Origin of the sequence: Pseudomonas fitomaticsae (genome assembly GCF_021018765.1) — a bacterium.
GTDB lineage: Bacteria > Pseudomonadota > Gammaproteobacteria > Pseudomonadales > Pseudomonadaceae > Aquipseudomonas > Aquipseudomonas fitomaticsae.
The window spans coordinates 5,547,571-5,571,182 of sequence record NZ_CP075567.1 but is presented as its reverse complement, the minus strand read 5'-3'; the positions used below and the strand labels follow the sequence as shown (position 1 = coordinate 5,571,182).

20 protein-coding genes and 1 other RNA gene are annotated in these 23,612 nt (G+C 62.0%); 18 read left to right on the top strand and 3 right to left on the bottom strand.

The window, feature by feature from the left end:
- Window positions 1–99: 99 nt before the first annotated feature.
- Together KJY40_RS25145 and KJY40_RS25140 are read right to left on the bottom strand one after the other, a co-directional pair.
- Window positions 100–462, bottom strand: a complete 363-nt coding sequence (locus KJY40_RS25145; RefSeq protein ID WP_007956783.1) for a YraN family protein — start codon at window positions 460–462, stop codon at window positions 100–102.
- Window positions 462–2,273, bottom strand: a complete 1,812-nt coding sequence (locus KJY40_RS25140; RefSeq protein WP_230733421.1) for a penicillin-binding protein activator — start codon at window positions 2,271–2,273, stop codon at window positions 462–464. Before KJY40_RS25140 ends, KJY40_RS25145 begins: the two co-directional genes overlap by 1 nt.
- Before the next feature lie 177 nt (window positions 2,274–2,450).
- On the opposite strand from KJY40_RS25140, the gene rsmI reads away from it, so the two are divergent.
- From rsmI to lpxC, 18 genes are all read left to right on the top strand, one after another.
- Window positions 2,451–3,356, top strand: a complete 906-nt coding sequence (rsmI, locus tag KJY40_RS25135) for a 16S rRNA (cytidine(1402)-2'-O)-methyltransferase (protein ID WP_074690999.1) — start codon at window positions 2,451–2,453, stop codon at window positions 3,354–3,356.
- 73 nt (window positions 3,357–3,429) lie between these two features.
- An RNA gene (gene rnpB, locus KJY40_RS25130) (RNase P RNA component class A) lies at window positions 3,430–3,783 on the top strand.
- Between the two features lie 402 nt (window positions 3,784–4,185).
- Window positions 4,186–4,641 carry a division/cell wall cluster transcriptional repressor MraZ gene (gene mraZ, locus KJY40_RS25125; protein WP_007917012.1) on the top strand — a complete coding sequence of 152 codons (456 nt, stop codon included), beginning with the start codon at window positions 4,186–4,188 and terminating at the stop codon, window positions 4,639–4,641.
- A complete protein-coding gene (gene rsmH, locus KJY40_RS25120) occupies window positions 4,638–5,585 on the top strand; it encodes a 16S rRNA (cytosine(1402)-N(4))-methyltransferase RsmH (RefSeq protein ID WP_039766256.1) in 948 nt (315 codons plus the stop codon). Before mraZ ends, rsmH begins: the two co-directional genes overlap by 4 nt.
- Window positions 5,582–5,875 (top strand): cell division protein FtsL, encoded by a 294-nt coding sequence (gene ftsL / locus KJY40_RS25115; RefSeq protein WP_007956777.1) that lies wholly within the window; start codon window positions 5,582–5,584, stop codon window positions 5,873–5,875. The genes rsmH and ftsL overlap by 4 nt, the downstream gene beginning before the upstream one ends.
- On the top strand, window positions 5,875–7,614 hold the full coding sequence (locus KJY40_RS25110; protein ID WP_170929382.1) for a peptidoglycan D,D-transpeptidase FtsI family protein: 1,740 nt from the start codon (window positions 5,875–5,877) through the stop codon (window positions 7,612–7,614). Before ftsL ends, KJY40_RS25110 begins: the two co-directional genes overlap by 1 nt.
- Window positions 7,614–9,077, top strand: coding sequence for a UDP-N-acetylmuramoyl-L-alanyl-D-glutamate--2,6-diaminopimelate ligase (locus KJY40_RS25105; protein WP_230733420.1), 1,464 nt, complete (start codon window positions 7,614–7,616; stop codon window positions 9,075–9,077). Before KJY40_RS25110 ends, KJY40_RS25105 begins: the two co-directional genes overlap by 1 nt.
- A complete protein-coding gene (locus KJY40_RS25100; protein ID WP_230733419.1) occupies window positions 9,070–10,437 on the top strand; it encodes a UDP-N-acetylmuramoyl-tripeptide--D-alanyl-D-alanine ligase in 1,368 nt (455 codons plus the stop codon). Before KJY40_RS25105 ends, KJY40_RS25100 begins: the two co-directional genes overlap by 8 nt.
- A complete protein-coding gene (gene mraY, locus KJY40_RS25095) occupies window positions 10,437–11,519 on the top strand; it encodes a phospho-N-acetylmuramoyl-pentapeptide-transferase (RefSeq protein ID WP_007956769.1) in 1,083 nt (360 codons plus the stop codon). Before KJY40_RS25100 ends, mraY begins: the two co-directional genes overlap by 1 nt.
- Before the next feature lie 5 nt (window positions 11,520–11,524).
- The gene (gene murD / locus KJY40_RS25090; protein ID WP_230733418.1) at window positions 11,525–12,871 is read left to right on the top strand and encodes a UDP-N-acetylmuramoyl-L-alanine--D-glutamate ligase; all 1,347 of its coding nucleotides are present in this window, start codon (window positions 11,525–11,527) and stop codon (window positions 12,869–12,871) included.
- Entirely contained in the window at window positions 12,868–14,085 is a 1,218-nt protein-coding gene (gene ftsW / locus KJY40_RS25085; protein WP_007956765.1) for a putative lipid II flippase FtsW, read from the top strand. Before murD ends, ftsW begins: the two co-directional genes overlap by 4 nt.
- Window positions 14,075–15,145, top strand: coding sequence for an undecaprenyldiphospho-muramoylpentapeptide beta-N-acetylglucosaminyltransferase (murG, locus tag KJY40_RS25080; RefSeq protein ID WP_230733417.1), 1,071 nt, complete (start codon window positions 14,075–14,077; stop codon window positions 15,143–15,145). Before ftsW ends, murG begins: the two co-directional genes overlap by 11 nt.
- Window positions 15,138–16,598 (top strand): UDP-N-acetylmuramate--L-alanine ligase, encoded by a 1,461-nt coding sequence (gene murC / locus KJY40_RS25075; RefSeq protein ID WP_085606920.1) that lies wholly within the window; start codon window positions 15,138–15,140, stop codon window positions 16,596–16,598. The genes murG and murC overlap by 8 nt, the downstream gene beginning before the upstream one ends.
- The gene (locus tag KJY40_RS25070; RefSeq protein WP_230733415.1) at window positions 16,595–17,569 is read left to right on the top strand and encodes a D-alanine--D-alanine ligase; all 975 of its coding nucleotides are present in this window, start codon (window positions 16,595–16,597) and stop codon (window positions 17,567–17,569) included. The genes murC and KJY40_RS25070 overlap by 4 nt, the downstream gene beginning before the upstream one ends.
- Window positions 17,570–17,573: 4 nt before the next feature.
- Window positions 17,574–18,440 (top strand): cell division protein FtsQ/DivIB, encoded by an 867-nt coding sequence (locus KJY40_RS25065; protein WP_007956757.1) that lies wholly within the window; start codon window positions 17,574–17,576, stop codon window positions 18,438–18,440.
- Window positions 18,441–18,455: 15 nt separating this feature from the next.
- Entirely contained in the window at window positions 18,456–19,715 is a 1,260-nt protein-coding gene (gene ftsA, locus KJY40_RS25060; RefSeq protein ID WP_127799830.1) for a cell division protein FtsA, read from the top strand.
- A 67-nt stretch (window positions 19,716–19,782) separates the two neighbouring features.
- Window positions 19,783–20,979, top strand: a complete 1,197-nt coding sequence (gene ftsZ, locus KJY40_RS25055) for a cell division protein FtsZ (protein ID WP_025109282.1) — start codon at window positions 19,783–19,785, stop codon at window positions 20,977–20,979.
- 112 nt (window positions 20,980–21,091) lie between these two features.
- The gene (gene lpxC / locus KJY40_RS25050) at window positions 21,092–22,003 is read left to right on the top strand and encodes a UDP-3-O-acyl-N-acetylglucosamine deacetylase (RefSeq protein ID WP_007956752.1); all 912 of its coding nucleotides are present in this window, start codon (window positions 21,092–21,094) and stop codon (window positions 22,001–22,003) included.
- 61 nt (window positions 22,004–22,064) lie between these two features.
- Here the strand turns inward: lpxC and KJY40_RS25045 are convergent, their stop codons facing one another.
- Entirely contained in the window at window positions 22,065–23,570 is a 1,506-nt protein-coding gene (locus KJY40_RS25045) for a sensor domain-containing diguanylate cyclase (RefSeq protein WP_230733413.1), read from the bottom strand.
- Window positions 23,571–23,612 lie beyond the last annotated feature (42 nt).

Genomic DNA, 23,612 nt, shown 5'->3' with positions numbered 1-23,612 from the left:
TGTGACCTTAATTAGCGCGGCTGTCCGGCACGTGAATGTGCAGCCCGCAAAGCAAAGAGCAAAAGTGTTGAGTGAAAGTGTCCGGGTCGGAGCAGGCGGTCAACTGTCGAACGCATTCTGCAACCAGTTCAGCTGACCCTGGTGGCTGTCGATGGCCACCACGTCGAAGCGGCAGGGGGAATTGGCCCAACGCGACTCGCGCTGAAGAAAATACTGTGCGGCGAAAATCAGTTTCTGCCGTTTGCGCCCATCGATGCTGTCGAGTGCGCCACCCCATTGAGTGTTCTTTCGGTAACGGACTTCGACGAATACTACTGTATCGCCATCAAGCATGACCAGATCAAGCTCACCGCGTTTGCATAACCAGTTCTGCGCCAGCAGGCGCAGACCCTGGTGTTGCAGATGCTCGAGCGCCTGGCGCTCGGCATCCTTGCCGCTTTGCAGGTGTGACCTGTCGGGCATCAGCGTGGAGTGTCCGGCAGGCGCTGGATCTGACCGCTGACGAACTGCGCCCATGGCAGCTGACGGACGACGCGTTGGGACTGGGTCATGCCCAGGCTGCCCGACTGACCTTCGATGCGGCTGTCCGGCAGTGTCTTGAGCTGATCCAGGCGTGGCGCCAGGCGGTAGGCATCGACGCCCATCGCATACAGACGACCGAGGCTGCCGGCGGCTTGTGGCCATTGCGCGGTAACCTGCTGACGCAGCGGATCGCTGGTTTCCAGCAGCCACGGGGTTTCGCAGAAGCGCACGCCGTTCATGTCGTTGTACTGGTTCACGTCGCCGCTGGCGCTGAACACGTGGGAGGTCGCGTAGACCGGCACGTCACCGGCGTACTGGAAGTTCAGGGTCGGCTTGATCTGCTGCGCCTGCTGCGGGGTGGCGGCGAGGAAGATGAATTCGATGTCCTGGCGACGCGAAGGCTGGGCGGCAACGTTGGTGCCGGCGGCATTCTGCAGGCTCTTGGCGCGAGCTTCGCTCTGACGCAGCTGGAACATGTCGGCGATCTGCTGGGCCAGTTGTACCGGCTGATCGACACGCTCGGTAGCGACGATGCTGCCGCCGTTGGCTTGCCAGTCCTGGCTGAAGGCGCGCAGGACGCGGTCGCCCCATTCGCCCTTCGGCACCATGATGGCGGCGCGATGCAGGCCGTCGGCACGGGCGCGGCGGGAGACTTCGCGGGCTTCGTCTTCTGCAGCCAGACCGAACTGGAACAGCTGCGCCGGGCCTTGATCGCCTTCGCTGTAGTTCAGGGCGAGGGTGGTGATCGGCAGTTGCGGGCGAGTGCTCAGCTGTTTGACCAGTGGCTTCTCCAGCGGGCCTACGACCAGTTGCACGCCATCGGCCTGGGCCTTGCGGTAGAACTCGTCGAGGTTGGTCAGTTTCGAGCTGTCATAGAACTCGATGGCCGGTGGTTTCTGGCCGGCTTGCTGAGCCTGATAGTGCGCGGCCATGAAGCCGTCACGCAGGGCCTTGCCGACCGATGCCAACTGGCCGTCCTGTGGCAGCAGCAGGGCGATCTTGCTCAGGGGCTGGCTGGCCAGTTCCTTGAGTTTGGTCAGGGGCAGCGGCAGGTTGATCGCAGCTGGGTGTTTCGGATGCTGGTTGCGCCAGTTGTCGATGGCGGCTTGCTGTTGCTCCAGAGTGCCGGCGGTTTTCACCGCCAGGGCCAGGCTCATCCAGCCGCCGAGGTCATCGGTGGTGTTCGCTTGCAGTTGATCGGCCGGCAGCGACGCAATCAGGGTCCAGATCGCTTCGTGGTTCTTGCTGGCGGCTTCACCTTCCAGCATCGGCGCGATGAAGATGCGCTCGCGGGCGGCCGCCAGGGTCTGGCCGTCGGCTTCAAGAGCGCGGGCGTGAACGGTGCCGGCGCGAACTTGCAGCGGAACCGACATTTCGCTCAGGCGTTGCAGGCTTGGATGGCTCAAGGCAGTCAGCGCGGCTTTCGGCTGATTGCGGGTCATGGCCAGTTCAGCAGACAGCGTGCTGGCGAATGCCTGCTGGCCCGGCTGGAGTTGTTCCATCGGCACTTGCTGCAGGATTTGCGCGGACTGTCCGGCATTGCCCTGGCGGTACGCCATGTCTGCCGCACTCAGGCGCAGCAGCGCAGCCTTGTCCGGCGATTTGGCCTGGGCAGCCTGTTCGAGCAGTTGCTCGATGGTGGCATCCGGAGTCCGTGGAAGTTCGCCAAGGCTGGAGGAAGGGGAGCTGGCGCAAGCCGCCAGCAAGGCAGCGAGGCAGAGGGCAGTGAACAGCCGCAGGCAAGCGATCATGTAAGTGTTCCTGATACTCGATCAAATTAGCGTCGAATTGTACCCAAGCACTGGCCGGGGCGCGATGTTACTGGCGAGAAACCGTCAATTTAGCTGATACAAAGAGTGCGCAGTCTCACAATGGTGCGACAAACCGTGTCCGACCCGGACGCATTGTCCGGCGCGCGACGCGCTACAATGGCGGCTTTTACCGATCATGAGGTGTGCGCTTTGACTGCTCCAGGTCCTTTGAATTCCGCTGCGGGCTCGCTTTATGTGGTGGCGACGCCCATCGGCAACCTGGATGACATCAGCGCCCGGGCGTTGAAGATCCTGCGTGAGGTGGCACTGATTGCCGCCGAAGACACGCGCCATTCCCAGCGCCTGATGCAGCACTTTGGCATCTCCACGCCGCTGGCGGCCTGTCACGAGCACAACGAACGGGATGAAGGCAGTCGTTTCATTACCCGACTGTTGGCAGGTGATAATGTCGCGCTGATTTCCGACGCCGGTACGCCGCTTATTTCCGATCCCGGTTATCACCTCGTGCGTCAGGCCCGTGCCGCCGGGATCAATGTGGTGCCGGTACCGGGCGCGTGCGCTTTGATCGCGGCGTTGTCGGCTGCCGGTCTGCCGTCCGACCGTTTTATCTTCGAAGGCTTTTTGCCGGCCAAGGCCGTGGGGCGCAAGGCGCGCCTGGAAGCTATCAAGGAAGAGCCGCGCACATTGATTTTCTACGAGGCGCCGCATCGTATTCTGGAATGCCTGCAAGATATGGAAGCGGTATTCGGTGCTGATCGTCCGGCATTGCTCGCTCGCGAAATCACCAAGACTTTTGAAACACTCAAGGGATTGCCGCTGAGCGAGTTGCGGGCATTCGTCGAGGCCGACAGCAATCAGCAGCGTGGCGAATGTGTTGTGGTGGTGGCGGGCTGGACCGCGCCGGAATCCGAAGACGCCGTCAGCAGCGAGGCGATGCGCATCCTTAACCTGTTGCTGGAAGAGATGCCGCTCAAGCGTGCGGCGGCCCTGGCGGCGCAAATCACCGGTGAGCGCAAAAACGTGCTGTATCAGGTGGCGCTGGATCAGCAAAAAGACGCGTAACCCGTCGCGCAGACCGGTTTGCGGGCTATTAGCGCTTGTTCTTCGGCCGCTCTGCCGTTAACCTGCGCGGCGGAGAGTCGATCGGACAGTCGCTGCCCTCTATGAAAATTAGGGGGGGGAGGAAAGTCCGGGCTCCATAGGGCGAAGTGCCAGGTAATGCCTGGGAGGCGTGAGCCTACGGAAAGTGCCACAGAAAATAACCGCCTAAGCGCTTCGGCGCCGGTAAGGGTGAAAAGGTGCGGTAAGAGCGCACCGCACGTCTGGCAACAGTTCGTGGCTAGGTAAACCCCACTTGGAGCAAGACCAAATAGGGTCCCAAGGCGTGGCCCGCGCTGGGACCGGGTAGGTTGCTAAAGATGTCCAGTGATGGCCATCGTAGACGAATGACTGTTCAAGACAGAACCCGGCTTACAGATCGACTCTCCACCTTTTTCTTTTCCCTGCTTGAATTAAAGGCGACAGGGCTGTTTATTATCAGCAGGCCTGCGCTGGAAACCGGCAGCGGCAAGCGCAGTAATAGCCATTTCCCACCTTGCTTCAATCAACAGCAGAAGCGCTTTTGTAATACCGAAAAAATCTTACTCTTAACAAATTACTTTAACTTTCGAGCGCAGCTTTCAGTGCTGCTTCAAGTTATTGGATAAAAGCATCCGCCAGATTCTCGTTGCTCCTCCTTTTATGCTCCTAAATCTCCGTTCTGTAAGGGTTTTCCTTTAATCCGCGCCTTGACGGTGTGGTGGGCGCATTCCTATAGTGTGCGCAAGTGGCGAAAAGTGGCATGAAGTGGGTTTTTTGAGCTCAAAACGATAAAAATTGGAGAAACGCAGACGTGTTTCGCGGAGCTAACGCTATCAGTCTCGACGCAAAGGGCCGTCTCGCCATGCCGAGCCGGTACCGTGACGAGCTCGATTCGCGCAGTTCCGGCCAGTTGATCGTGACCATTGATGCCGTTGATCCATGTTTGTGTGTCTACCCGCTCGATGAGTGGGAAATTATTGAAACCAAGTTGCGCGCGCTTCCTTCGCTTCGCGAAGAGAACCGTCGTCTGCAACGTTTATTGATTGGTAATGCCGTTGACCTCGAGCTCGACGGCAGTGGTCGTTTCCTGGTGCCGCCGCGCCTGCGCGAATACGCGAAGCTCGACAAGCGCGCGATGCTGGTGGGCCAACTGAACAAGTTCCAACTGTGGGACGAAGATGCCTGGAACGCGGTTTCTGCCGCTGACCTGGCTGCCATACAACAACCGGGCGCCATGCCTGACGAACTGCGTGATCTGATCCTGTGACTATTGATAGCGGCTTTAACCACATCACCGTACTGCTTGACGAAGCCGTCGAGGCTCTCGCCGTACGTCCTGATGGCTGCTATCTGGACGGCACGTTCGGTCGCGGCGGGCACAGCCGGTTGATTCTCAGCAAGCTCGGTCCGGATGGTCGGCTCATTGGATTCGACAAGGATCCTCAAGCGATTGCCACCGGGCAAACGCTAGCGGCCGAAGACGGCCGCTTTGTCGTTGTGCAGCGCAGCTTTGCCGAGCTCGGTTCGGTGGTTGCCGAACAGGGTCTGGCCGGCAAGGTCAGCGGCATTCTGCTGGATCTGGGCGTGTCTTCGCCGCAGCTCGATGATGCCGAACGTGGCTTCAGTTTCCTCAACGACGGCCCGCTGGACATGCGCATGGATCCGTCCCGTGGCATCAGCGCCGCCGAGTTCGTCAACACCGCGCCGGTGGAAGAGATCGCCCGTGTCTTCAAGGAATACGGCGAAGAGCGTTTCTCCGGTCGCATGGCCCGTGCCGTGGCCGAGCGCCGTGACATCACGCCGTTCGAGCGCACCGCCGATCTGGCCGAAGTCCTGAAAGTCGCCAACCCGGCGTGGGAAAAGGGCAAAAACCCTGCAACCCGTGCTTTCCAGGGCCTGCGTATTCACGTCAACAACGAATTGGGCGATCTGGAAGCGGGTCTTGAAGCCGCGCTCGAATGCCTGGAAGTGGGCGGTCGTCTCGTCGTGATCAGCTTCCACTCGCTGGAAGACCGTATCGTCAAACTGTTCATGCGCAAGCTGGTGAAAGGCGAAGCCGACAACCTGCCGCGCAACCTGCCGGTTCGCCACGTTGCGTTCGAACCGAAAATCAAAGTCCATGGCAAAGCGCAGACGGCCTCCGACGCCGAACTCAAAGCCAACCCACGTTCCCGTAGCGCCGTCATGCGCGTCGCGGAGAAGCTGCGGTGAGCAAGCTTTTCGCCAAGCCACTGCCCGGCGGCAGCTTTTTCATGCTGCTGCTGTTCATCGGCGTGCTCGTGTCGGCCATCGGCGTGTCTTACAGCGCCCACTGGAACCGGCAGTTGCTCAACACCCTGTACAACGAACTGAGCGTGCGCGACAAGGCGCAGGCCGAGTGGGGGCGACTGATCCTGGAGCAAAGCACCTGGACCGCCCACAGCCGTATCGAAGTGCTGGCTACCGAACAACTGAAGATGCACATCCCAGGCGCAGCTGACGTGAAGATGGTGGCGCCATGATGAAACTCGAGGGGGCTCTCTTCCCGTGGCGTTTCCGTCTGATGGTGGCACTGCTCGGCGTGATGGTCGCGGCGATCTGCTGGCGCATCATTGACTTGCAAGTGGTTGACCGAGACTTCCTCAAAGGTCAGGGCGACGCGCGCAGTCTTCGGCACATTCCGATTCCGGCTCACCGTGGTCTGATCACCGACCGTAACGGCGAGCCTCTGGCCGTGAGTACCCCGGTGACCACGCTCTGGGCGAACGCCAAGGAAATGCAGACCGCCAAAGAGAAGTGGCCGGCACTGGCCGCCGCGCTGGGGCAGGATCCAAAAGCCCTGGCCGAACGTCTCGAAGCTCAGGCCAACAAGGAATTCATTTATCTGGTGCGCGGGTTGACTCCCGAGCAGGGTCAGGCCGTGCTCGACCTGAAAGTACCGGGCGTCTACGGCATCGAAGAGTTCCGCCGGTTCTACCCGGCCGGTGAAGTGACGGCGCACATGGTCGGGTTCACCGACATCGATGACCACGGTCGTGAGGGCGTCGAACTGGCCTACGATGAATGGCTGGCCGGCGTGCCCGGCAAGCGGCAAGTCATCAAGGATCGGCGCGGACGGCTGATCAAGGATGTCCAGGTCACCAAAAACGCCAAGGCCGGCAAGCCCTTGGCGTTGTCGATTGACCTGCGTCTGCAATATCTGGCCAACCGCGAACTGCGTAACGCGATCATTGAGAACGGCGCCAAGGCCGGCAGTCTGGTGATCATGGACGTGAAGACCGGCGAAATCCTCGCCATGGTCAACCAGCCGACCTACAACCCGAACAACCGTCGCAACCTGCAACCGGCGATGATGCGTAACCGCGCGATGATCGACGTGTTCGAACCCGGTTCGACCATGAAGGCGATCTCGATGAGCGCCGCGATCGAAACCGGCCGCTGGAAACCGAGCGACACCGTCGAGGTGTATCCGGGCTCTCTGCAGATCGGTAAATACACGATCAAGGACGTATCGAAGACTGAAGGTCCGGTACTCGACCTGACCGGCATTCTGATCAATTCCAGTAACGTCGGCATGAGTAAGGTCGCGTTCGATATCGGCGGCGAAACCATTTTCCGCCTCGCACAGAAAGTCGGCCTCGGCCAGGACACCGGCCTCGGCTTCCCGGGCGAGCGTGTCGGCAACCTGCCGAACTACCGCGAGTGGCGCAAGGCCGAGACCGCGACGCTGTCGTACGGCTACGGTATTTCGGTGACCGCGATCCAGCTGGTGCACGCGTTCTCGGCGCTGGCCAACAACGGTCGTCTTGCACCGCTGACTCTGATCAAAACCGACAAGGCGCCGCAGACAACTCAGGTGCTGCCGGAAGCCGTCGCCAAAACCATGCAAGGCATGCTGCAACAAGTGATCGAAGCCCCGCGCGGCGTGTTCCGTGCGCAGGTGCCGGCGTATCACGTGGGCGGCAAGTCCGGTACCGCGCGTAAAACGTCGGTCGGCACCAAGGGCTACGCCGAAAACTCTTACCGCTCGCTGTTTGCCGGTTTCGGCCCGATGAGCGATCCACGTTATGCAATTGTCGTGGTGATCGATGAACCGACCAAGGCCGGCTACTTCGGTGGTCTGGTCTCGGCACCGGTGTTCAGCCGTGTGATGTCGGGCACCCTGCGCCTGATGAACGTCACCCCGGACAACCTGCCGACCACACAACAGGCCAACGCCACCCCGGCCGTTCCGCTGAAAGCCAATGGAGGGCGCGGCTGATGTCTCTGAGTCTGAACAAGATTTTCCCCCACGCCGGCCACGATCTGTTGATCCGTGAACTGGCGCTCGACAGTCGCAACGTACGCGCGGGTGACCTGTTCCTCGCGGTGCCGGGCGGCAAGTTCGACGGGCGTGCGCACATCGCTGACGCCTTGCAGCGCGGTGCTGCTGCCGTGGCTTATGAAGTGGAAGGCGCCACCGTGCTGCCGATCACCGAAGTGCCGCTGATTCCGGTCAAGGGCCTGGCGGCGCAGCTGTCGGACATCGCCGGGCGTTTTTACGGTGAGCCAAGTCATCACCTGAACCTGATCGGCGTGACCGGCACCAACGGCAAGACCAGCGTGACCCAACTGGTGGCGCAGGCGCTGGACCTGCTCGGTCAGCATTGCGGCATCGTCGGTACTCTCGGCTCCGGTTTCCACGGCTCGCTGCAAAGCGGCATGCACACCACGCCGAATCCGATTGCCATGCAAGCGACCCTGGGCGACCTGAAAAAGGCCGGCGCCAAAGCCGTGGCCATGGAAGTCTCGTCCCACGGTCTGGATCAGGGCCGGGTTACCGCGCTGGCGTTCGACGTGGCGGTGATGACCAACCTGTCCCGCGATCACCTTGATTACCACGGCACCATGGAAGCGTACGCCGAGGCCAAAGCCCGGCTGTTCGCCTGGAATGACCTGAAGTGCCGCGTGGTCAACCTCGACGACGATTTCGGCCGGCAACTGGCCGCTGAAAAACGTGAGTCGCGGCTGATCACATACAGCCTGCTCGACAGCAGCGCCTATCTCTATGTGCGCGAAGCGCAATTCGATGACCATGGCGTACGCGCCACGCTGGTCACGCCGCAGGGCGAGCACCATCTGCGCAGCACGCTGCTCGGTCGTTTCAACCTGAGCAACGTACTGGCCGCCGTCGGCGCCTTGCTCGGTCTCGACTACGCGCTCGACGAAATCCTCAAGGTGCTGCCGAAACTCGAAGGCCCGGCCGGACGCATGCAGCGTCTCGGCGGTGGCACCCAGCCGCTGGTGGTGGTCGATTACGCCCACACCCCGGACGCGCTGGAAAAAGTGCTGACCGCGTTGCGCCCGCACGTCAAAGGTCAACTGCTGTGCCTGTTCGGCTGCGGCGGTGATCGCGATCGCGGCAAACGTCCGCTGATGGCCGAAGTGGTCGAGCGTCTGGCCGACCGCGTGCTGGTCACCGATGACAATCCGCGCACCGAAGACCCCGCGGTGATTTTCGATGACATCCGCGCCGGTTTCACGGCTGTGGATAACGTCACATTCGTGGCCGGCCGTGGCCAGGCCATCGCACAACTGATCGCCAGCGCCTCGGCGGATGACGTGGTGGTCCTGGCCGGCAAAGGTCATGAGGACTATCAGGAAATCAACGGCGAACGCCATGCATTCTCTGATCTGGTCGAGGCTGATCACGCCCTGACCGCGTGGGAGGTGGCCCATGCTTGAGGCCCTGAAACTCAGCGAACTGACCAACGCGCTCGACGCCCGTCTGATCAGCGCCGACGCCAGTTTTGACGGCGTGAGCATCGACAGCCGTGCGATCAAGGCTGGCCAACTGTTTATCGCCCTGACCGGCCCGCGTTTCGATGGCCATGACTATCTGAACGAAGTCGCCGCCAAAGGCGCCGTTGCGGCACTGGTCGAGCACGAAGTCGCTGACAGCACGCTGCCGCAATTGCTGGTCAAGGACACCCGCCAGGCCCTCGGCCAGCTGGGTGCCTTGAACCGTGCCGCATTCACCAAACCGGTTGCTGCTGTCACCGGTTCCAGCGGCAAGACCACGGTCAAGGAAATGCTCGCGAGCATTCTGCGCACGCGCGGTTCGGTGCACGCGACCCGTGGCAACCTGAACAACGACCTCGGCGTACCGCTGACCCTGCTCGAACTCGCCCCGGAACACAGCGCGGCGGTGATCGAACTGGGCGCCTCGCGTCTGGGTGAAATCGCTTACACCGTAGGGCTGACCAAGCCGCACGTGGCGATCCTCAACAACGCCGGGACCGCCCACGTCGGTGAGTTCGGCGGGCCGGAGAAAATCGTCGAAGCCAAAGGCGAAATCATCGAAGGTCTGGCGGCCGACGGCGTCGCTGTGCTGAACCTCGATGACAAGGCGTTTGGCATCTGGAAGAACCGCGCTGCCGGTCGCAAGGTGCTGACGTTTGCCCTGAGCAACACTCAGGCGGATTTTTACGCCAGCGATCTGGCCACCGATGCCCGTGGCTGCCCGGCGTTCAACCTGCACAGTCCTGAAGGTGTGGAACGGGTTCAACTGAACCTGCTCGGCACCCACAACGTCGCCAACGCCCTGGCCGCCGCCGCTGCCGCGCACGCCTTGGGCGTGTCGCTGTTCGGCATCGCCACCGGGCTTGGCGCGGTACAACCGGTCAAGGGCCGCACTGTCGCGCAACTGGCGAAAAACGGCATGCGCGTGATCGATGACACTTACAACGCGAACCCCACCTCCATGTGCGCGGCCGTTGATATACTCGCCGGCTTTTCCGGCCGCACCGTCCTGGTGCTCGGGGATATCGGCGAGTTGGGCGACTGGGCGGAGCAGGGGCACCGCGACGTGGGCGAATACGCCCGGGGCAAGGTTTCCGCGCTTTACGCCGTCGGGCCGAACATGGTCCACGCCGTGAACGCATTCGGCAAAGAGGCGCATCACTTCGGCACACAGGCCGAACTGATCCAGGCCCTCGGCGCTGAGCAGGACACAAACACCACCATTTTGATCAAGGGTTCGCGCAGCGCAGCGATGGAAAACATCGTTGCGGCCCTGTGCGGGTCCAGTCTGGAGAAACATTAATGCTGCTGCTGCTAGCGGAGTATCTGCAACAGTTCTACAAAGGCTTCGCGGTCTTTCAGTACCTGACCCTGCGCGGGATCCTCGGTGTGCTGACCGCGCTGGTCCTGTCGCTGTGCTACGGCCCGTGGATGATCCGCACCCTGCAGAATCGTCAGATCGGTCAGTCCGTTCGTAACGACGGCCCGCAATCGCACCTGTCCAAATCCGGTACGCCGACCATGGGTGGCGCGCTGATCCTGTCTTCGATCGGCGTCAGCACTTTGCTGTGGGCTGACCTGAGCAATCGCTACGTGTGGGTTGTGCTGCTGGTGACCCTGCTGTTCGGCGCCATCGGCTGGGTCGACGACTACCGCAAGGTGATCGAGAAGAACTCCCGTGGTCTGCCGAGCCGCTGGAAATATTTCTGGCAATCGGTGTTCGGCCTCGGTGCGGCGATCTTCCTTTATATGACTGCCAGCACTCCGGTGGAAACCACTCTGATCCTGCCGATGCTCAAGGATTACAGCATTCCGCTGGGTGCCGGCTTCATCGTGCTGACGTACTTCGTGATCGTCGGTTCGAGCAACGCGGTCAACCTCACCGACGGCCTCGACGGTCTGGCGATCATGCCGACGGTGATGGTCGGTGGCGGCCTGGGCATCTTCTGCTACCTGTCGGGTAACGTGAAGTTCGCTGAATACCTGCTGATCCCTTACGTACCGGGCGCAGGCGAGCTGATCGTGTTCTGCGGCGCGCTGATCGGTGCCGGCCTGGGCTTTCTGTGGTTCAACACCTACCCGGCGCAAGTCTTCATGGGCGACGTCGGCGCACTGGCGTTGGGCGCGGCCCTGGGCACCATCGCGGTGATCGTCCGTCAGGAAATCGTCCTGTTCATCATGGGCGGCGTGTTCGTGATGGAAACCCTGTCAGTCGTCATTCAGGTTGCGTCCTTTAAGCTGACCGGTCGCCGTGTGTTCCGCATGGCGCCGATTCACCACCACTTTGAACTCAAGGGCTGGCCCGAGCCGCGCGTGATCGTCCGTTTCTGGATCATCACCGTGATTCTCGTGCTGATCGGCCTTGCCACCCTGAAGCTGAGGTAGAACGAGTGTCTCTGATCGCTTCTGACCACTTCCGCATCGTTGTCGGCCTCGGCAAGAGCGGCATGTCCCTGGTTCGCTTCCTGGCGAACCGGGGCGTGGCGTTTGCCGTGGCCGATACGCGGGAAAATCCACCGGAACTGGCCACGCTCCAGCGTGACTATCCGCACGTGGAAGTGCGTTGTGGCGAGCTGGACGTCGAGTTCCTGTGCCGTGCCGACGAGCTCTACGTGAGCCCCGGCCTGGCGCTGGCGACCCCGGCCCTGCAAGCCGCCGCGGCCCGTGGCGTGAAGCTGTCCGGCGACATCGAGCTGTTCGCGCGTAACGCGAAGGCGCCGATCGTGGCCATCAGCGGTTCCAACGCGAAAAGCACCGTCACCACCCTGGTCGGCGAGATGGCGGCTGCGGCCGGCAAGCGCGTGGCCGTGGGCGGCAACCTCGGTACGCCGGCGCTGGATCTGCTCAGCGATGACGTCGAGCTGTACGTGATGGAACTGTCGAGCTTCCAACTGGAAACCACTGACCAGCTCAACGCCGAAGTGGCGACCGTGCTCAACATCAGCGAAGACCACATGGACCGCTACAGCGGTCTGCCGGCCTATCACCTGGCCAAGCACCGGATCTTCCGGGGTGCCAAGCAGTTCGTGGTCAACCGTCAGGACGCCCTGACCCGGCCGCTGATGGGCGAGGGCCAGCCGTGCTGGACCTTCGGCCTGACCAAACCCGATTTCAAGGCATTTGGCCTGCGCGAAGAGAATGGCGAGAAATACCTGGCCTTCGAATTCCAGAACCTGATGCCGGTGCGCGAACTGAAGATTCGCGGCGCCCACAACCAGTCCAACGCCCTGGCGGCGCTGGCACTCGGGCACGCGGTCGGGCTGCCGTTCGACGCCATGCTGGCAGCGCTGCGCACCTTCGCCGGTCTCGAACACCGTTGCCAGTGGGTACGCGATCTGGAAGGCGTCGGTTACTACAACGATTCCAAAGCCACCAATGTTGGCGCCGCACTGGCCGCCATCGAAGGCCTGGGTGCGGACATCGACGGCAAGGTCGTGCTGATCGCCGGTGGCGACGGCAAGGGTGCCGAATTCAAGGACCTGCGCGATCCGGTGGCAACCCATTGCCGCGCCGTGATCCTGATGGGGCGCGACTCCGACAAGATCGGCGAAGCGATCGGCGATGCCGTTCCGCTGATTCGCGCGACCACGCTGGTCGACGCGGTCGCCCAATGCCGTGCCGCCGCCCAACCGGGTGACGTGGTGCTGCTGTCGCCGGCCTGCGCCAGTTTCGACATGTTCAAGAACTACGAAGACCGTGGTCACCAGTTCGTCCGCGCCGTGGAGGATCTGGCATGAGCTTGAGAAACATCATCAAGCCATATCCGTCGCCGCTCATCACCGGACGCGGGATCGACCTCGACTTCCCGATGCTCGCCGGTTGCCTGGCGTTGCTCGGTCTGGGCCTGATCATGATCGCCTCGGCATCGACAGAAGTCGGCGCGGCGCAGTCGGGCAGTGCTCTTTATTACATGACCCGTCACCTGATCTACGTGGTGCTGGGCCTGGGCGCGTGCGTCGTCACCATGATGATTCCGATCGCCACCTGGCAGCGGCTGGGCTGGCTGATGTTGATCGGTGCGTTCGGTTTGCTGGTGATGGTGATCATCCCGGGGATCGGCCGTGAGGTGAACGGTTCGATGCGCTGGATCGGTTTCAGCTTCTTCAACGTTCAGCCGTCCGAGATCGCCAAGGTGTTCGTGGTGATTTACCTCGCCGGTTATCTGGTGCGTCGTCAGAAAGAAGTGCGCGAGAGCTGGATGGGCTTCTTCAAGCCATTCATCGTGCTGCTGCCGATGGCGGGTCTGTTGCTGATGGAGCCGGACTTCGGTGCCACCGTCGTAATGATGGGCGCGGCGGCGGCGATGCTGTTCCTCGGAGGAGTCGGGCTGTTCCGCTTCTCGCTGATGGTGGTGCTGGCCGTTGGTGCGGTGGTGTTGCTGATTCAGATGCAGCCGTACCGGATGGCGCGTCTGACCAACTTCGCCGACCCGTGGGCCGACCAGTTCGGCGCCGGTTATCAATTGTCGCAAGCCTTGATTGCGTTCGGTCGCGGTGAATGGCTGGGCGTTGGCCTGGGCAACAGCGTGCAGAAGCAGTTCTATCTGCCGGAAGCGCACACCGACTTCGTGTTCTCGGTCCTGGCCGAAGAGCTCGGCGCGGTGGGCTCGCTGTGCACCGTGGCACTGTTCGTGTTCGTGTGTATTCGCGGCATGTACATCGGTCTGTGGGCCGAGAAAGCCAAACAGTTTTTTGCCGCTTATGTTGCTTATGGCCTGTCGTTCCTGTGGATCGGCCAGTTCCTGATCAACATCGGCGTGAACGTCGGCCTGCTGCCGACCAAGGGCCTGACCTTGCCATTCCTCAGTTATGGCGGCAGTTCCCTGGTGATCTGCTGCGCCTGCCTTGGCCTGTTGCTGAGGATCGAGTGGGAGAGCCGGACCCACCTGGGCAGTGAAGAGATGGAATTCCATGAGAGCGACTTCGCCGAGGAGCCGAACCATGGGCGCTAACGTATTGATCATGGCCGGCGGCACCGGTGGCCACGTGTTCCCGGCGCTGGCCTGTGCCCGCGAATTCCAGGCGCGCGGCTACACCGTGCACTGGCTCGGCACGCCGCGCGGGATCGAGAACGATCTGGTGCCGGCGGCGGGTCTTGAATTGCACCGCATCAACGCCACTGGCCTGCGTGGCAAGGGCAAGCTGTCTCTGCTCAAGGCACCGTTCATGTTGCTGAAATCGGTGTGGCAGGCGCGGGCGGTCATTCGCCGCTTGCGTCCGGTGTGCGTGGTCGGATTCGGCGGTTACGTGACCGGCCCCGGTGGGCTTGCCGCCAAACTGGCCGGCGTACCGGTGATCGTTCATGAGCAGAACGCCGTGGCCGGCACCGCCAATCGGTTGCTGGTGCCGTTCGCCGCCCGGGTGTGTGAAGCCTTCCCCGACACCTTTACCCTGTCGGACAGCCGCCGTACCACCGGTAACCCGGTGCGCAGCGAGCTGTTCCTCGAAACACCGCGCCCGGCCCTGGCCGGACGCAAGGCGCGTTTGCTGATCCTGGGCGGAAGCCTGGGCGCAGAGCCGTTGAACAAGTTGCTGCCTGAAGCCCTGGCACAAGTCGCTGCCGATTTGCGTCCGGAAGTGTTCCATCAGGCTGGCAGAAACCACGATGAAGTGACTGCTGAGCGCTACCGCGCCGCCGGCGTGGATGCGCAGGTGCAGCCGTTCATCAAAGACATGGCCCAGGCCTATGGCTGGGCTGACCTGGTGGTGTGCCGCGCCGGCGCATTGACCATCAGCGAACTGGCCGCCGCCGGTCTGCCCTCGATGCTGGTGCCCTTGCCCCACGCGATCGACGATCACCAGACCCGCAACGCCGATTATTTGGCCCGCGAAGGCGCTGCCTTCCTGATGCCGCAAAGAACGACTGGCGCCGCGGACCTTGCCGCGCGCCTGACAGAGGTCTTGATGCAACCGCAACGACTCGAACAAATGGCCCAAGCGGCCCGCCGTCTGGCGAAACCCGAAGCCACCCGTAGCGTGGTCGATACCTGTCTGGAGGTGGCCCATGGTTGAGAATCAGAAAGCCATGCCGCAACCGGAAATGCGCCGTATCCGTCGCATCCACTTCGTCGGGATCGGCGGCGTGGGCATGTGCGGTATTGCCGAAGTGCTGCTGAACCTGGGCTATGAAGTGTCCGGTTCCGACCTGAAAGCTTCGCCGGTGACCGAGCGCCTGGAATCCTTCGGTGCGCAAATCTTCATCGGCCACCGCGCCGAGAATGCTGCTGCCGCTGATGTACTGGTGGTGTCGAGCGCCGTCAACACCTCCAACCCGGAAGTGGCGACCGCTTTGGAACGCCGCATCCCGGTGGTGCCGCGTGCCGAGATGCTCGCCGAGCTGATGCGCTACCGCCACGGCATCGCCGTCGCCGGTACCCACGGCAAAACTACTACCACCAGCCTGATCGCTTCGGTGTTCGCGGCCGGTGGCCTTGATCCGACTTTCGTGATCGGTGGCCGTCTGAACGCCGCGGGTACCAATGCCCAGCTCGGCACCAGCCGTTACCTGATCGCCGAGGCCGATGAAAGCGACGCGAGCTTCCTGCACCTGCAACCGCTGGTGGCCGTGGTCACCAACATCGACGCCGACCACATGGCGACCTACGACGGCGACTTCAACAAACTGAAGAAAACCTTCGTCGAGTTCCTGCACAACCTGCCGTTCTACGGTCTGGCGGTGGTGTGCCTGGACGACCCGGTGGTGCGTGAAATCCTGCCCCAGGTCAAACGTCCGGTCGTCACCTACGGCTTCAGCGAAGAAGCCGACGTGCGCGCGATCAATGTTCGCCAGCAGGGCATGCAGACCTTCTTCACCGTGCTACGCCCTGAGCGTGAGCCATTGGATGTGTCCGTGAACATGCCGGGCAACCACAACGTGCTCAACGCGCTCGCAACCATCTGCATCGCCACCGACGAAGGCGTCAGCGATGAAGCCATCGTCCAGGGCCTGTCCGGGTTTCAGGGTGTCGGCCGACGCTTCCAGGTCTACGGCGAACTGCCGGTGGACGGCGGCAGCGTGATGCTGGTCGACGACTACGGTCACCACCCGACCGAAGTCGCAGCCGTCATCAAAGCCGTGCGCGGTGGCTGGCCGGAGCGCCGTCTGGTCATGGTCTACCAGCCGCACCGCTACAGCCGCACCCGCGACCTGTACGACGATTTCGTCAATGTACTGGCCGACGCCAACGTGCTGTTGCTGATGGAAGTCTATCCGGCCGGCGAAGAGCCGATCCCGGGCGCCGACAGCCGCAAGCTGTGCAACAGCATCCGTCAGCGCGGTCAGCTCGACCCGATCTACATCGAGCGCGGCGTCGACCTGGCGCCGGTGGTCAAGCCGCTGCTGCGTGCCGGCGACATTCTGCTGTGCCAGGGCGCCGGTGATATCGGCGGTCTCGCACCGAAACTGTTGAAAAGCGAGTTGTTCGCCGGTGCCGTGGCGGCATCGGTCGAGGGGAAGTTGAAATGACTGCTGCCTACGCCAATCTGTTCTCCACCATCGCCCCGAAGGATTTCGGCCGTGTGGCCGTGCTGTTCGGTGGCCTGAGTGCCGAGCGTGAAGTCTCGCTGAAGTCCGGCAATGCCGTGCTCACTGCGCTGCAAAGTGCGGGTGTGGACGCGTTCGGCATCGACGTCGGCGCCGACATTCTGCAGCGCCTGCTGAGCGAAAAGATCGACCGCGCGTTCATCATCCTCCACGGTCGTGGCGGTGAAGACGGCAGCATGCAGGGCCTGCTCGAAGTGGCCGGCATTCCGTACACCGGCAGCGGCATCCTGGCTTCGGCGCTGGCGATGGACAAACTGCGTACCAAGCAGGTCTGGCACACGCTCGGGATTCCGACGCCGCGTCACGCCGTGCTGCGCAGCGAGGCCGATTGTATTTCGGCAGCGACGGAACTGGGCTTCCCTTTGATCGTCAAACCGGCGCATGAAGGTTCAAGTATCGGGATGGCCAAAGTGAGTTCTGCGTCCGAGTTGATCGACGCATGGAAAGCGGCCAGTACCTACGATTCGCAAGTGTTGGTCGAGCAATGGATCCAGGGTCCGGAGTTCACCATCGCCACCCTGCGTGACCAGGTGTTGCCTCCTATCGCCCTGGGTACGCCACACACGTTCTACGACTACGACGCCAAGTACATCGCCAACGATACCCAGTATCGGATTCCGTGCGGGCTCGATGCCGCCAAGGAAAAAGAACTCATGGACCTCACGGCGCAAGCCTGCGAGGCGCTGGGTATCGCCGGTTGGGGCCGGGCGGACGTGATGCAGGACGTCGACGGCAAATTCTGGTTCCTGGAAGTCAACACGGCTCCCGGCATGACCGATCACAGCCTGGTACCGATGGCGGCGAAAGCGGCCGGTCTGGATTTCCAGCAACTGGTCCTGGCCATTCTGGCCGCCAGTGTCGATGCCGATGGCAAGAAAGAGGCGCGAGGTTAAGACCATGCAAGGCGCACAGCTCAGACATCAGCCACCCGCGCCCGGCCGCAAGCCGGTGCCGCGGGGTGCCAGCCGAATGGTGGCCAAAGAGCCGATGTCCGCGCGCCTGCCAAAAGCCAACTTCGGCTTTTTGAAAGGTCTGTTCTGGCCGGTGCTGCTGGTGGCTCTGGGGTTCGGCACATACGAAGGCGCGCAGCGTTTGCTGCCGTACGCCGACCGGCCGATCACCAAGATCGCCGTGCAGGGCGACCTGAGTTACATCAGCCAGCAAGCGGTGCAGCAGCGGATCGCCCCGTACGTGGCGTCGAGCTTCTTCACCATCGACCTGGCGAGCATGCGCACCGAACTGGAACAGATGCCATGGATCGCCCACGCCGAAGTACGTCGGGTGTGGCCGGACCAGGTGGTGATCCGCCTCGAAGAGCAACTGCCGGTGGCCCGCTGGGGCGACGAGTCGTTGCTCAACAACCAGGGCCAGGCGTTCACGCCCAAGGAACTGGCGAACTACGAACACCTGCCACAGCTGTTCGGTCCGCAGCGGGCCCAGCAGCAAGTGATGCAGCAATACCAGGTGCTGAGCCAGATGCTCCGGCCATTGGGCTTCTCGATTGCGCGGCTCGAGCTGCGTGAGCGTGGCAGCTGGTTCCTGACCACCGGTGCCGGCAGTTCCGGTCCCGGGATCGAGCTGCTGCTGGGACGCGGCAACCTGGTGGAAAAGATGCGCCGCTTCATTGCCATCTATGACAAGACGCTCAAAGAACAGATTACGAACATTGCGCGCATCGATCTGCGCTACGCCAACGGCCTCGCTGTTGGCTGGCGGGAACCAGTAGCGCCGACGACAGCCCAACCCGCTGTCGCAAAGAATTAAGAAGAGGCAGGACCCATGGCAAACGTGCAAAGCGGCAAAATGATCGTCGGTCTCGATATCGGCACCTCCAAGGTGGTGGCGCTGGTCGGCGAGGTTGCGGACGACGGCACGCTCGATATCGTCGGGATCGGCACTCATCCGTCCCGCGGCCTGAAAAAAGGCGTGGTGGTCAACATCGAGTCCACCGTGCAGTCGATCCAGCGCGCGATCGAGGAAGCCCAGTTGATGGCGGGCTGCCGCATTCACTCGGCATTCGTCGGCGTGGCGGGCAATCACATCCGCAGCCTGAACTCCCACGGCATCGTCGCGATCCGTGATCGCGAAGTCAGCGCGGCGGACCTGGAGCGCGTACTCGACGCAGCCCAGGCGGTGGCGATCCCGGCCGACCAGCGTGTGCTGCACACCCTGCCGCAGGATTACGTGATCGATAACCAGGAAGGCGTGCGCGAGCCGCTGGGCATGTCCGGCGTGCGTCTGGAAGCCAAGGTTCACGTGGTCACCTGCGCCGTCAACGCCGCACAGAATATTGAAAAATGCGTGCGTCGCTGCGGTCTGGAAATCGACGACATCATTCTCGAGCAACTGGCCTCGGCCTACTCGGTGCTGACCGACGACGAAAAAGAGCTGGGCGTGTGCCTGGTCGACATCGGCGGCGGCACCACCGACATCGCGATTTTCACCGAAGGCGCGATCCGCCACACGGCCGTGATCCCGATCGCGGGCGATCAGGTGACCAACGACATCGCCATGGCGTTGCGCACCCCGACCCAGTACGCCGAAGAGATCAAGATCCGCTACGCCTGCGCCCTGGCCAAACTGGCCGGTGCCGGCGAGACCATCAAGGTGCCGAGCGTCGGCGACCGTCCGCCGCGCGAACTGTCCCGTCAGGCCCTGGCCGAAGTGGTCGAGCCGCGTTACGACGAACTGTTCACCCTGATCCAGGCCGAGCTGCGTCGCAGCGGCTACGAAGACCTGATCCCGGCCGGCATCGTGCTGACCGGTGGTACCTCGAAGATGGAAGGCGCCACGGAACTGGCCGAAGAAATCTTCCACATGCCGGTCCGCCTGGGCGTGCCACATGGCGTGAAAGGTCTGGATGACGTGGTACGCAACCCGATTTATTCCACTGGCGTTGGCTTGTTGATGTACGGCCTGCAGAAGCAGTCCGACGGGATCTCGTTCTCGGGCATCGGCAGCCGCGACAGCTACAGCAACGATGAGCCGCAGGCGCCGTTGCTGGACCGTTTGAAGAAGTGGGTTCAAGGCAACTTCTAACGCTTTACCGCAGCACCGCAACAAACAGCAGTAGGCGAAAAAACTAGAGAATGTAAGGAGAGGGAAAATGTTCGAACTCGTAGACAACATCCCCGCAAGCCCGGTAATCAAAGTTATCGGTGTTGGCGGTGGCGGCGGCAACGCTGTCAACCACATGGTCAAGAGCAACATCGAAGGCGTGGAATTCATCTGCGCCAACACCGATGCTCAAGCGCTGAAAAACATCGGCGCGCGCACCATTCTGCAACTGGGCACCGGCGTGACCAAAGGCCTGGGCGCCGGCGCCAACCCGGAAGTCGGCCGTCAGGCTGCGCTGGAAGATCGCGAGCGCATCGCTGAAGTGCTGGCCGGCACCAACATGGTGTTCATCACCACCGGCATGGGCGGCGGTACCGGTACCGGTGCTGCGCCGATCATCGCCGAAGTGGCCAAGGAAATGGGCATCCTGACCGTTGCGGTCGTGACCCGTCCGTTCCCGTTCGAAGGCCGCAAGCGTATGCAGATCGCCGACGAAGGCATCCGCATGCTCTCGGAAAGCGTCGACTCGCTGATCACCATTCCGAACGAAAAACTGCTGACCATTCTCGGCAAGGACGCAAGCCTGCTGTCGGCTTTCGCCAAGGCTGACGATGTACTGGCCGGTGCCGTTCGCGGTATCTCCGACATCATCAAACGTCCGGGCATGATCAACGTCGACTTCGCCGACGTACGCACCGTGATGAGCGAAATGGGCATGGCGATGATGGGCACTGGCTGCGCCAGCGGTCCGAACCGTGCACGTGAAGCGACCGAAGCGGCCATCCGCAACCCGCTGCTGGAAGACGTGAACCTGCAAGGCGCACGCGGCATCCTGGTGAACATCACTGCCGGTCCTGACCTGTCCCTGGGTGAGTACTCCGACGTGGGTTCGATCATCGAAGCCTTCGCTTCCGAGCACGCGATGGTCAAGGTCGGTACCGTAATCGATCCGGACATGCGCGACGAGCTGCACGTGACCGTGGTTGCCACCGGTCTGGGCGCGAAAATCGAGAAGCCTGTGAAGGTCATCGACAACACTGTTCACACCTCGATGGCGGCTGCTCAAGTGCAGCAACCGGCACCCGCTCGTCAGGAAGCGCCCGCGGTGAACTACCGTGACCTGGACCGTCCGACCGTCATGCGCAACCAGGCTCAGGCCGGTGCTGCGACTGCCGCGAAGATGAATCCGCAAGATGACCTGGACTACCTGGACATCCCGGCTTTCCTGCGTCGTCAGGCCGATTGATGAAATGTATCAGGGGTATTCAGGTGATTGGTGTTCAGCAAAGGCTCGGTCTGCTATCATCGCCAGCCTTTGTTGATACCAGTTCGCAATTTGCGCTGAAGCGGCCCATGCCATGATTAAACAACGCACACTGAAAAATATTATCCGTGCCACCGGTGTAGGTCTGCACTCCGGGGAGAAGGTTTACCTGACCCTCAAGCCTGCACCTGTCGACACCGGGATCGTCTTTCGTCGTGCCGATCTCGATCCGGTTGTCGAGATACCGGCTCGCGCGGCCAACGTCGGCGAGACAACCATGTCGACGACGCTGGTCAACGGTGACGTGAAGGTAGACACGGTGGAGCACCTGCTCTCGGCCATGGCTGGCCTGGGCATCGATAACGCCTACGTCGAGCTCTCCGCGTCTGAAGTCCCGATCATGGATGGCAGCGCAGGACCTTTCGTATTCCTGATTCAATCGGCTGGCCTGGAAGAACAGGACGCCGCCAAGAAATTCATCCGCATCCTGCGTGAAGTGACAGTGGAAGACGGCGACAAGCGCGCCACTTTCGTCCCTTTCGAAGGGTTCAAGGTGAGCTTCGAGATCGACTTCGATCACCCGGTTTTCCGGGACCGCACCCAAAGTGCAAGCGTGGATTTTTCCAGCACTTCGTTCGTAAAAGAAGTCAGCCGCGCCCGTACTTTCGGTTTCATGAGTGACATCGAGTACCTGCGCAAGCACAACCTCGCACTCGGCGGCAGCGTGGAAAACGCGATCGTGGTCGATGCCGATGGCGTACTGAACGAAGACGGCCTTCGCTATGAAGACGAATTCGTGAAGCACAAGATCCTCGATGCGATTGGCGATCTGTACCTGCTGGGCAACAGCCTGATTGGTGAGTTCAAGGGCTTCAAGTCCGGCCACGCACTGAACAACCAGCTGCTGCGCAAGTTGATTGAGCAGAAAGATGCCTGGGAAGTCGTGACGTTCGAAGACGCCAGCACTGCACCAATCTCTTACATGCGCCCGGTTGCGGCGGTGTAAGTAAAAAACCTCTCTAGTTTTTTGAAGGCCACCTTTGGGTGGCCTTTTTTTATACCTGTTCTCAGGCCACGACGACCTGGTTTCGCCCACCTTCCTTGGCCTGGTACAACGCCCTGTCCGCCGCGAACAACAGCTGCTCCAGGCTGATCTCGCTCGCCGCAGTCCAGGTGCTGATGCCGATGCTCACGGTCATCGGTGACTGGTCTTCATTGACGCTCGGCAGTTGTTCCACCGCCGCACGAATGTGCTCGGCGATCTGCTGCGCCCCGACGCTGTCGGTTTCCGCGAGGATCACCGAAAACTCCTCACCGCCATACCGTGCCACCAGATCCGCCGGACGCCGAACGTTGGCGGTAATCACCCTCGCCAGCTCACGCAACGCCTGATCCCCGCCCTGATGCCCGTGGCGATCGTTGAAGGCCTTGAAGTGGTCGGCATCGATCATGAGCAGTGACAGCGGCTTGCCCGAGCGCTGGGCGCGGAACCACTCGTGGCGCAGCGACTGATCGAGCATCCGTCGGTTGGCGACCCCGGTCAGGGCATCGGTGGCGGCCAATTGCGCCAGTTCACGTTCGGCCCGCTGACGCAGGCGCAGCTCCCGGGCCAACAGACAGGTCAGCCACAGCAGGCCGGCACACAGCACACCGGTGGCGCCGCTGATCAGTATCGCGGTACGTCGCCACGCACCAAACACTTCCTCGCTGGACAGGGCAACGATCACCGTCAGCGGCAGATTGCCGACCCGCGAATAGGTGTACAGCCGTTGCTGATAATCCATGCTCGAAATGCTGTTGAAACTGCCATTGCCGTTGCTGTCGCGCAGAATCCGCACCACATTGGGTCGGGCGGCAAAGCTCTTGCCGATCGAATCGCTCTGCAGATAAGGCTTCTGCGCGAGCAGGATGCCGTCGTTGTTGATGATATTGAGGGTGCTGTCGATGCCGATGTCGAGGCTGTTGAACAGCTGATCGAAGTAATCGAGTTTCATCGACGCCACGGCCACGCCCAGAAACTCGCCAGTGTCCGAAGAGATGCGCCGACTGAAGCTGATTCGCCACTGGTTCGCGTCATCGCAGTCGCAGCGGGGTTTGAACGGACGGCTGATGAACATGCCGGTGTCGCGGTTGAAGGCGTGGGCGAGGAAGTAGTCGCGGTCGGCGAAATTGCCCGGCAGCGGTTCGACCCGCGAGGAGTCGGCAATCACGTCGCCATACTTGTCGAGCAACAGAATGTCGCCCTTGAAACGCGCGGTGGTGGAGCGATCGAACAGCGCCAGATGGCGGATCTGTGGCGACACGTCTTTCAGGTCGTCACGCTGGGCGGCGGCGATCAGCCCTTGCAGCGTCAGGTCATACAGCTCGACGGTGCGCAGCACGTCGGCGTCGATCAGCTGGGCGATGGTAGTGGCGCCGCGGGTGGCCGATTCCTGGGCGTTGGCGTGTTCGCGGATCAGCAGGAACGTGACGATGCACACAATCGCGATCACGCTCAGCAGGCTGCCGAGGATCAGCAGCAGCTCGGAGCGTCCGGTCGTGCCGGGAACGGTAGGGGTGCGGCTCGCGATCATGGTTCGGTTTCGGTAAGGGATTCTTGTAAGCGTAGTTGTACC

Coding starts and splice junctions, on each gene's coding strand:
- KJY40_RS25145 (WP_007956783.1), bottom strand. CDS start 462: ATGCCCGACAGGTCACACCTGCAAAGCGGCAAGGATGCCGAGCGCCAG.
- KJY40_RS25140 (WP_230733421.1), bottom strand. CDS start 2,273: ATGATCGCTTGCCTGCGGCTGTTCACTGCCCTCTGCCTCGCTGCCTTG.
- rsmI (WP_074690999.1), top strand. CDS start 2,451: ATGGCGGCTTTTACCGATCATGAGGTGTGCGCTTTGACTGCTCCAGGT.
- KJY40_RS25110 (WP_170929382.1), top strand. CDS start 5,875: ATGAAACTCGAGGGGGCTCTCTTCCCGTGGCGTTTCCGTCTGATGGTG.
- KJY40_RS25105 (WP_230733420.1), top strand. CDS start 7,614: ATGTCTCTGAGTCTGAACAAGATTTTCCCCCACGCCGGCCACGATCTG.
- KJY40_RS25100 (WP_230733419.1), top strand. CDS start 9,070: ATGCTTGAGGCCCTGAAACTCAGCGAACTGACCAACGCGCTCGACGCC.
- mraY (WP_007956769.1), top strand. CDS start 10,437: ATGCTGCTGCTGCTAGCGGAGTATCTGCAACAGTTCTACAAAGGCTTC.
- ftsW (WP_007956765.1), top strand. CDS start 12,868: ATGAGCTTGAGAAACATCATCAAGCCATATCCGTCGCCGCTCATCACC.
- murG (WP_230733417.1), top strand. CDS start 14,075: ATGGGCGCTAACGTATTGATCATGGCCGGCGGCACCGGTGGCCACGTG.
- murC (WP_085606920.1), top strand. CDS start 15,138: ATGGTTGAGAATCAGAAAGCCATGCCGCAACCGGAAATGCGCCGTATC.
- KJY40_RS25070 (WP_230733415.1), top strand. CDS start 16,595: ATGACTGCTGCCTACGCCAATCTGTTCTCCACCATCGCCCCGAAGGAT.
- KJY40_RS25065 (WP_007956757.1), top strand. CDS start 17,574: ATGCAAGGCGCACAGCTCAGACATCAGCCACCCGCGCCCGGCCGCAAG.
- ftsA (WP_127799830.1), top strand. CDS start 18,456: ATGGCAAACGTGCAAAGCGGCAAAATGATCGTCGGTCTCGATATCGGC.
- ftsZ (WP_025109282.1), top strand. CDS start 19,783: ATGTTCGAACTCGTAGACAACATCCCCGCAAGCCCGGTAATCAAAGTT.
- lpxC (WP_007956752.1), top strand. CDS start 21,092: ATGATTAAACAACGCACACTGAAAAATATTATCCGTGCCACCGGTGTA.
- KJY40_RS25045 (WP_230733413.1), bottom strand. CDS start 23,570: ATGATCGCGAGCCGCACCCCTACCGTTCCCGGCACGACCGGACGCTCC.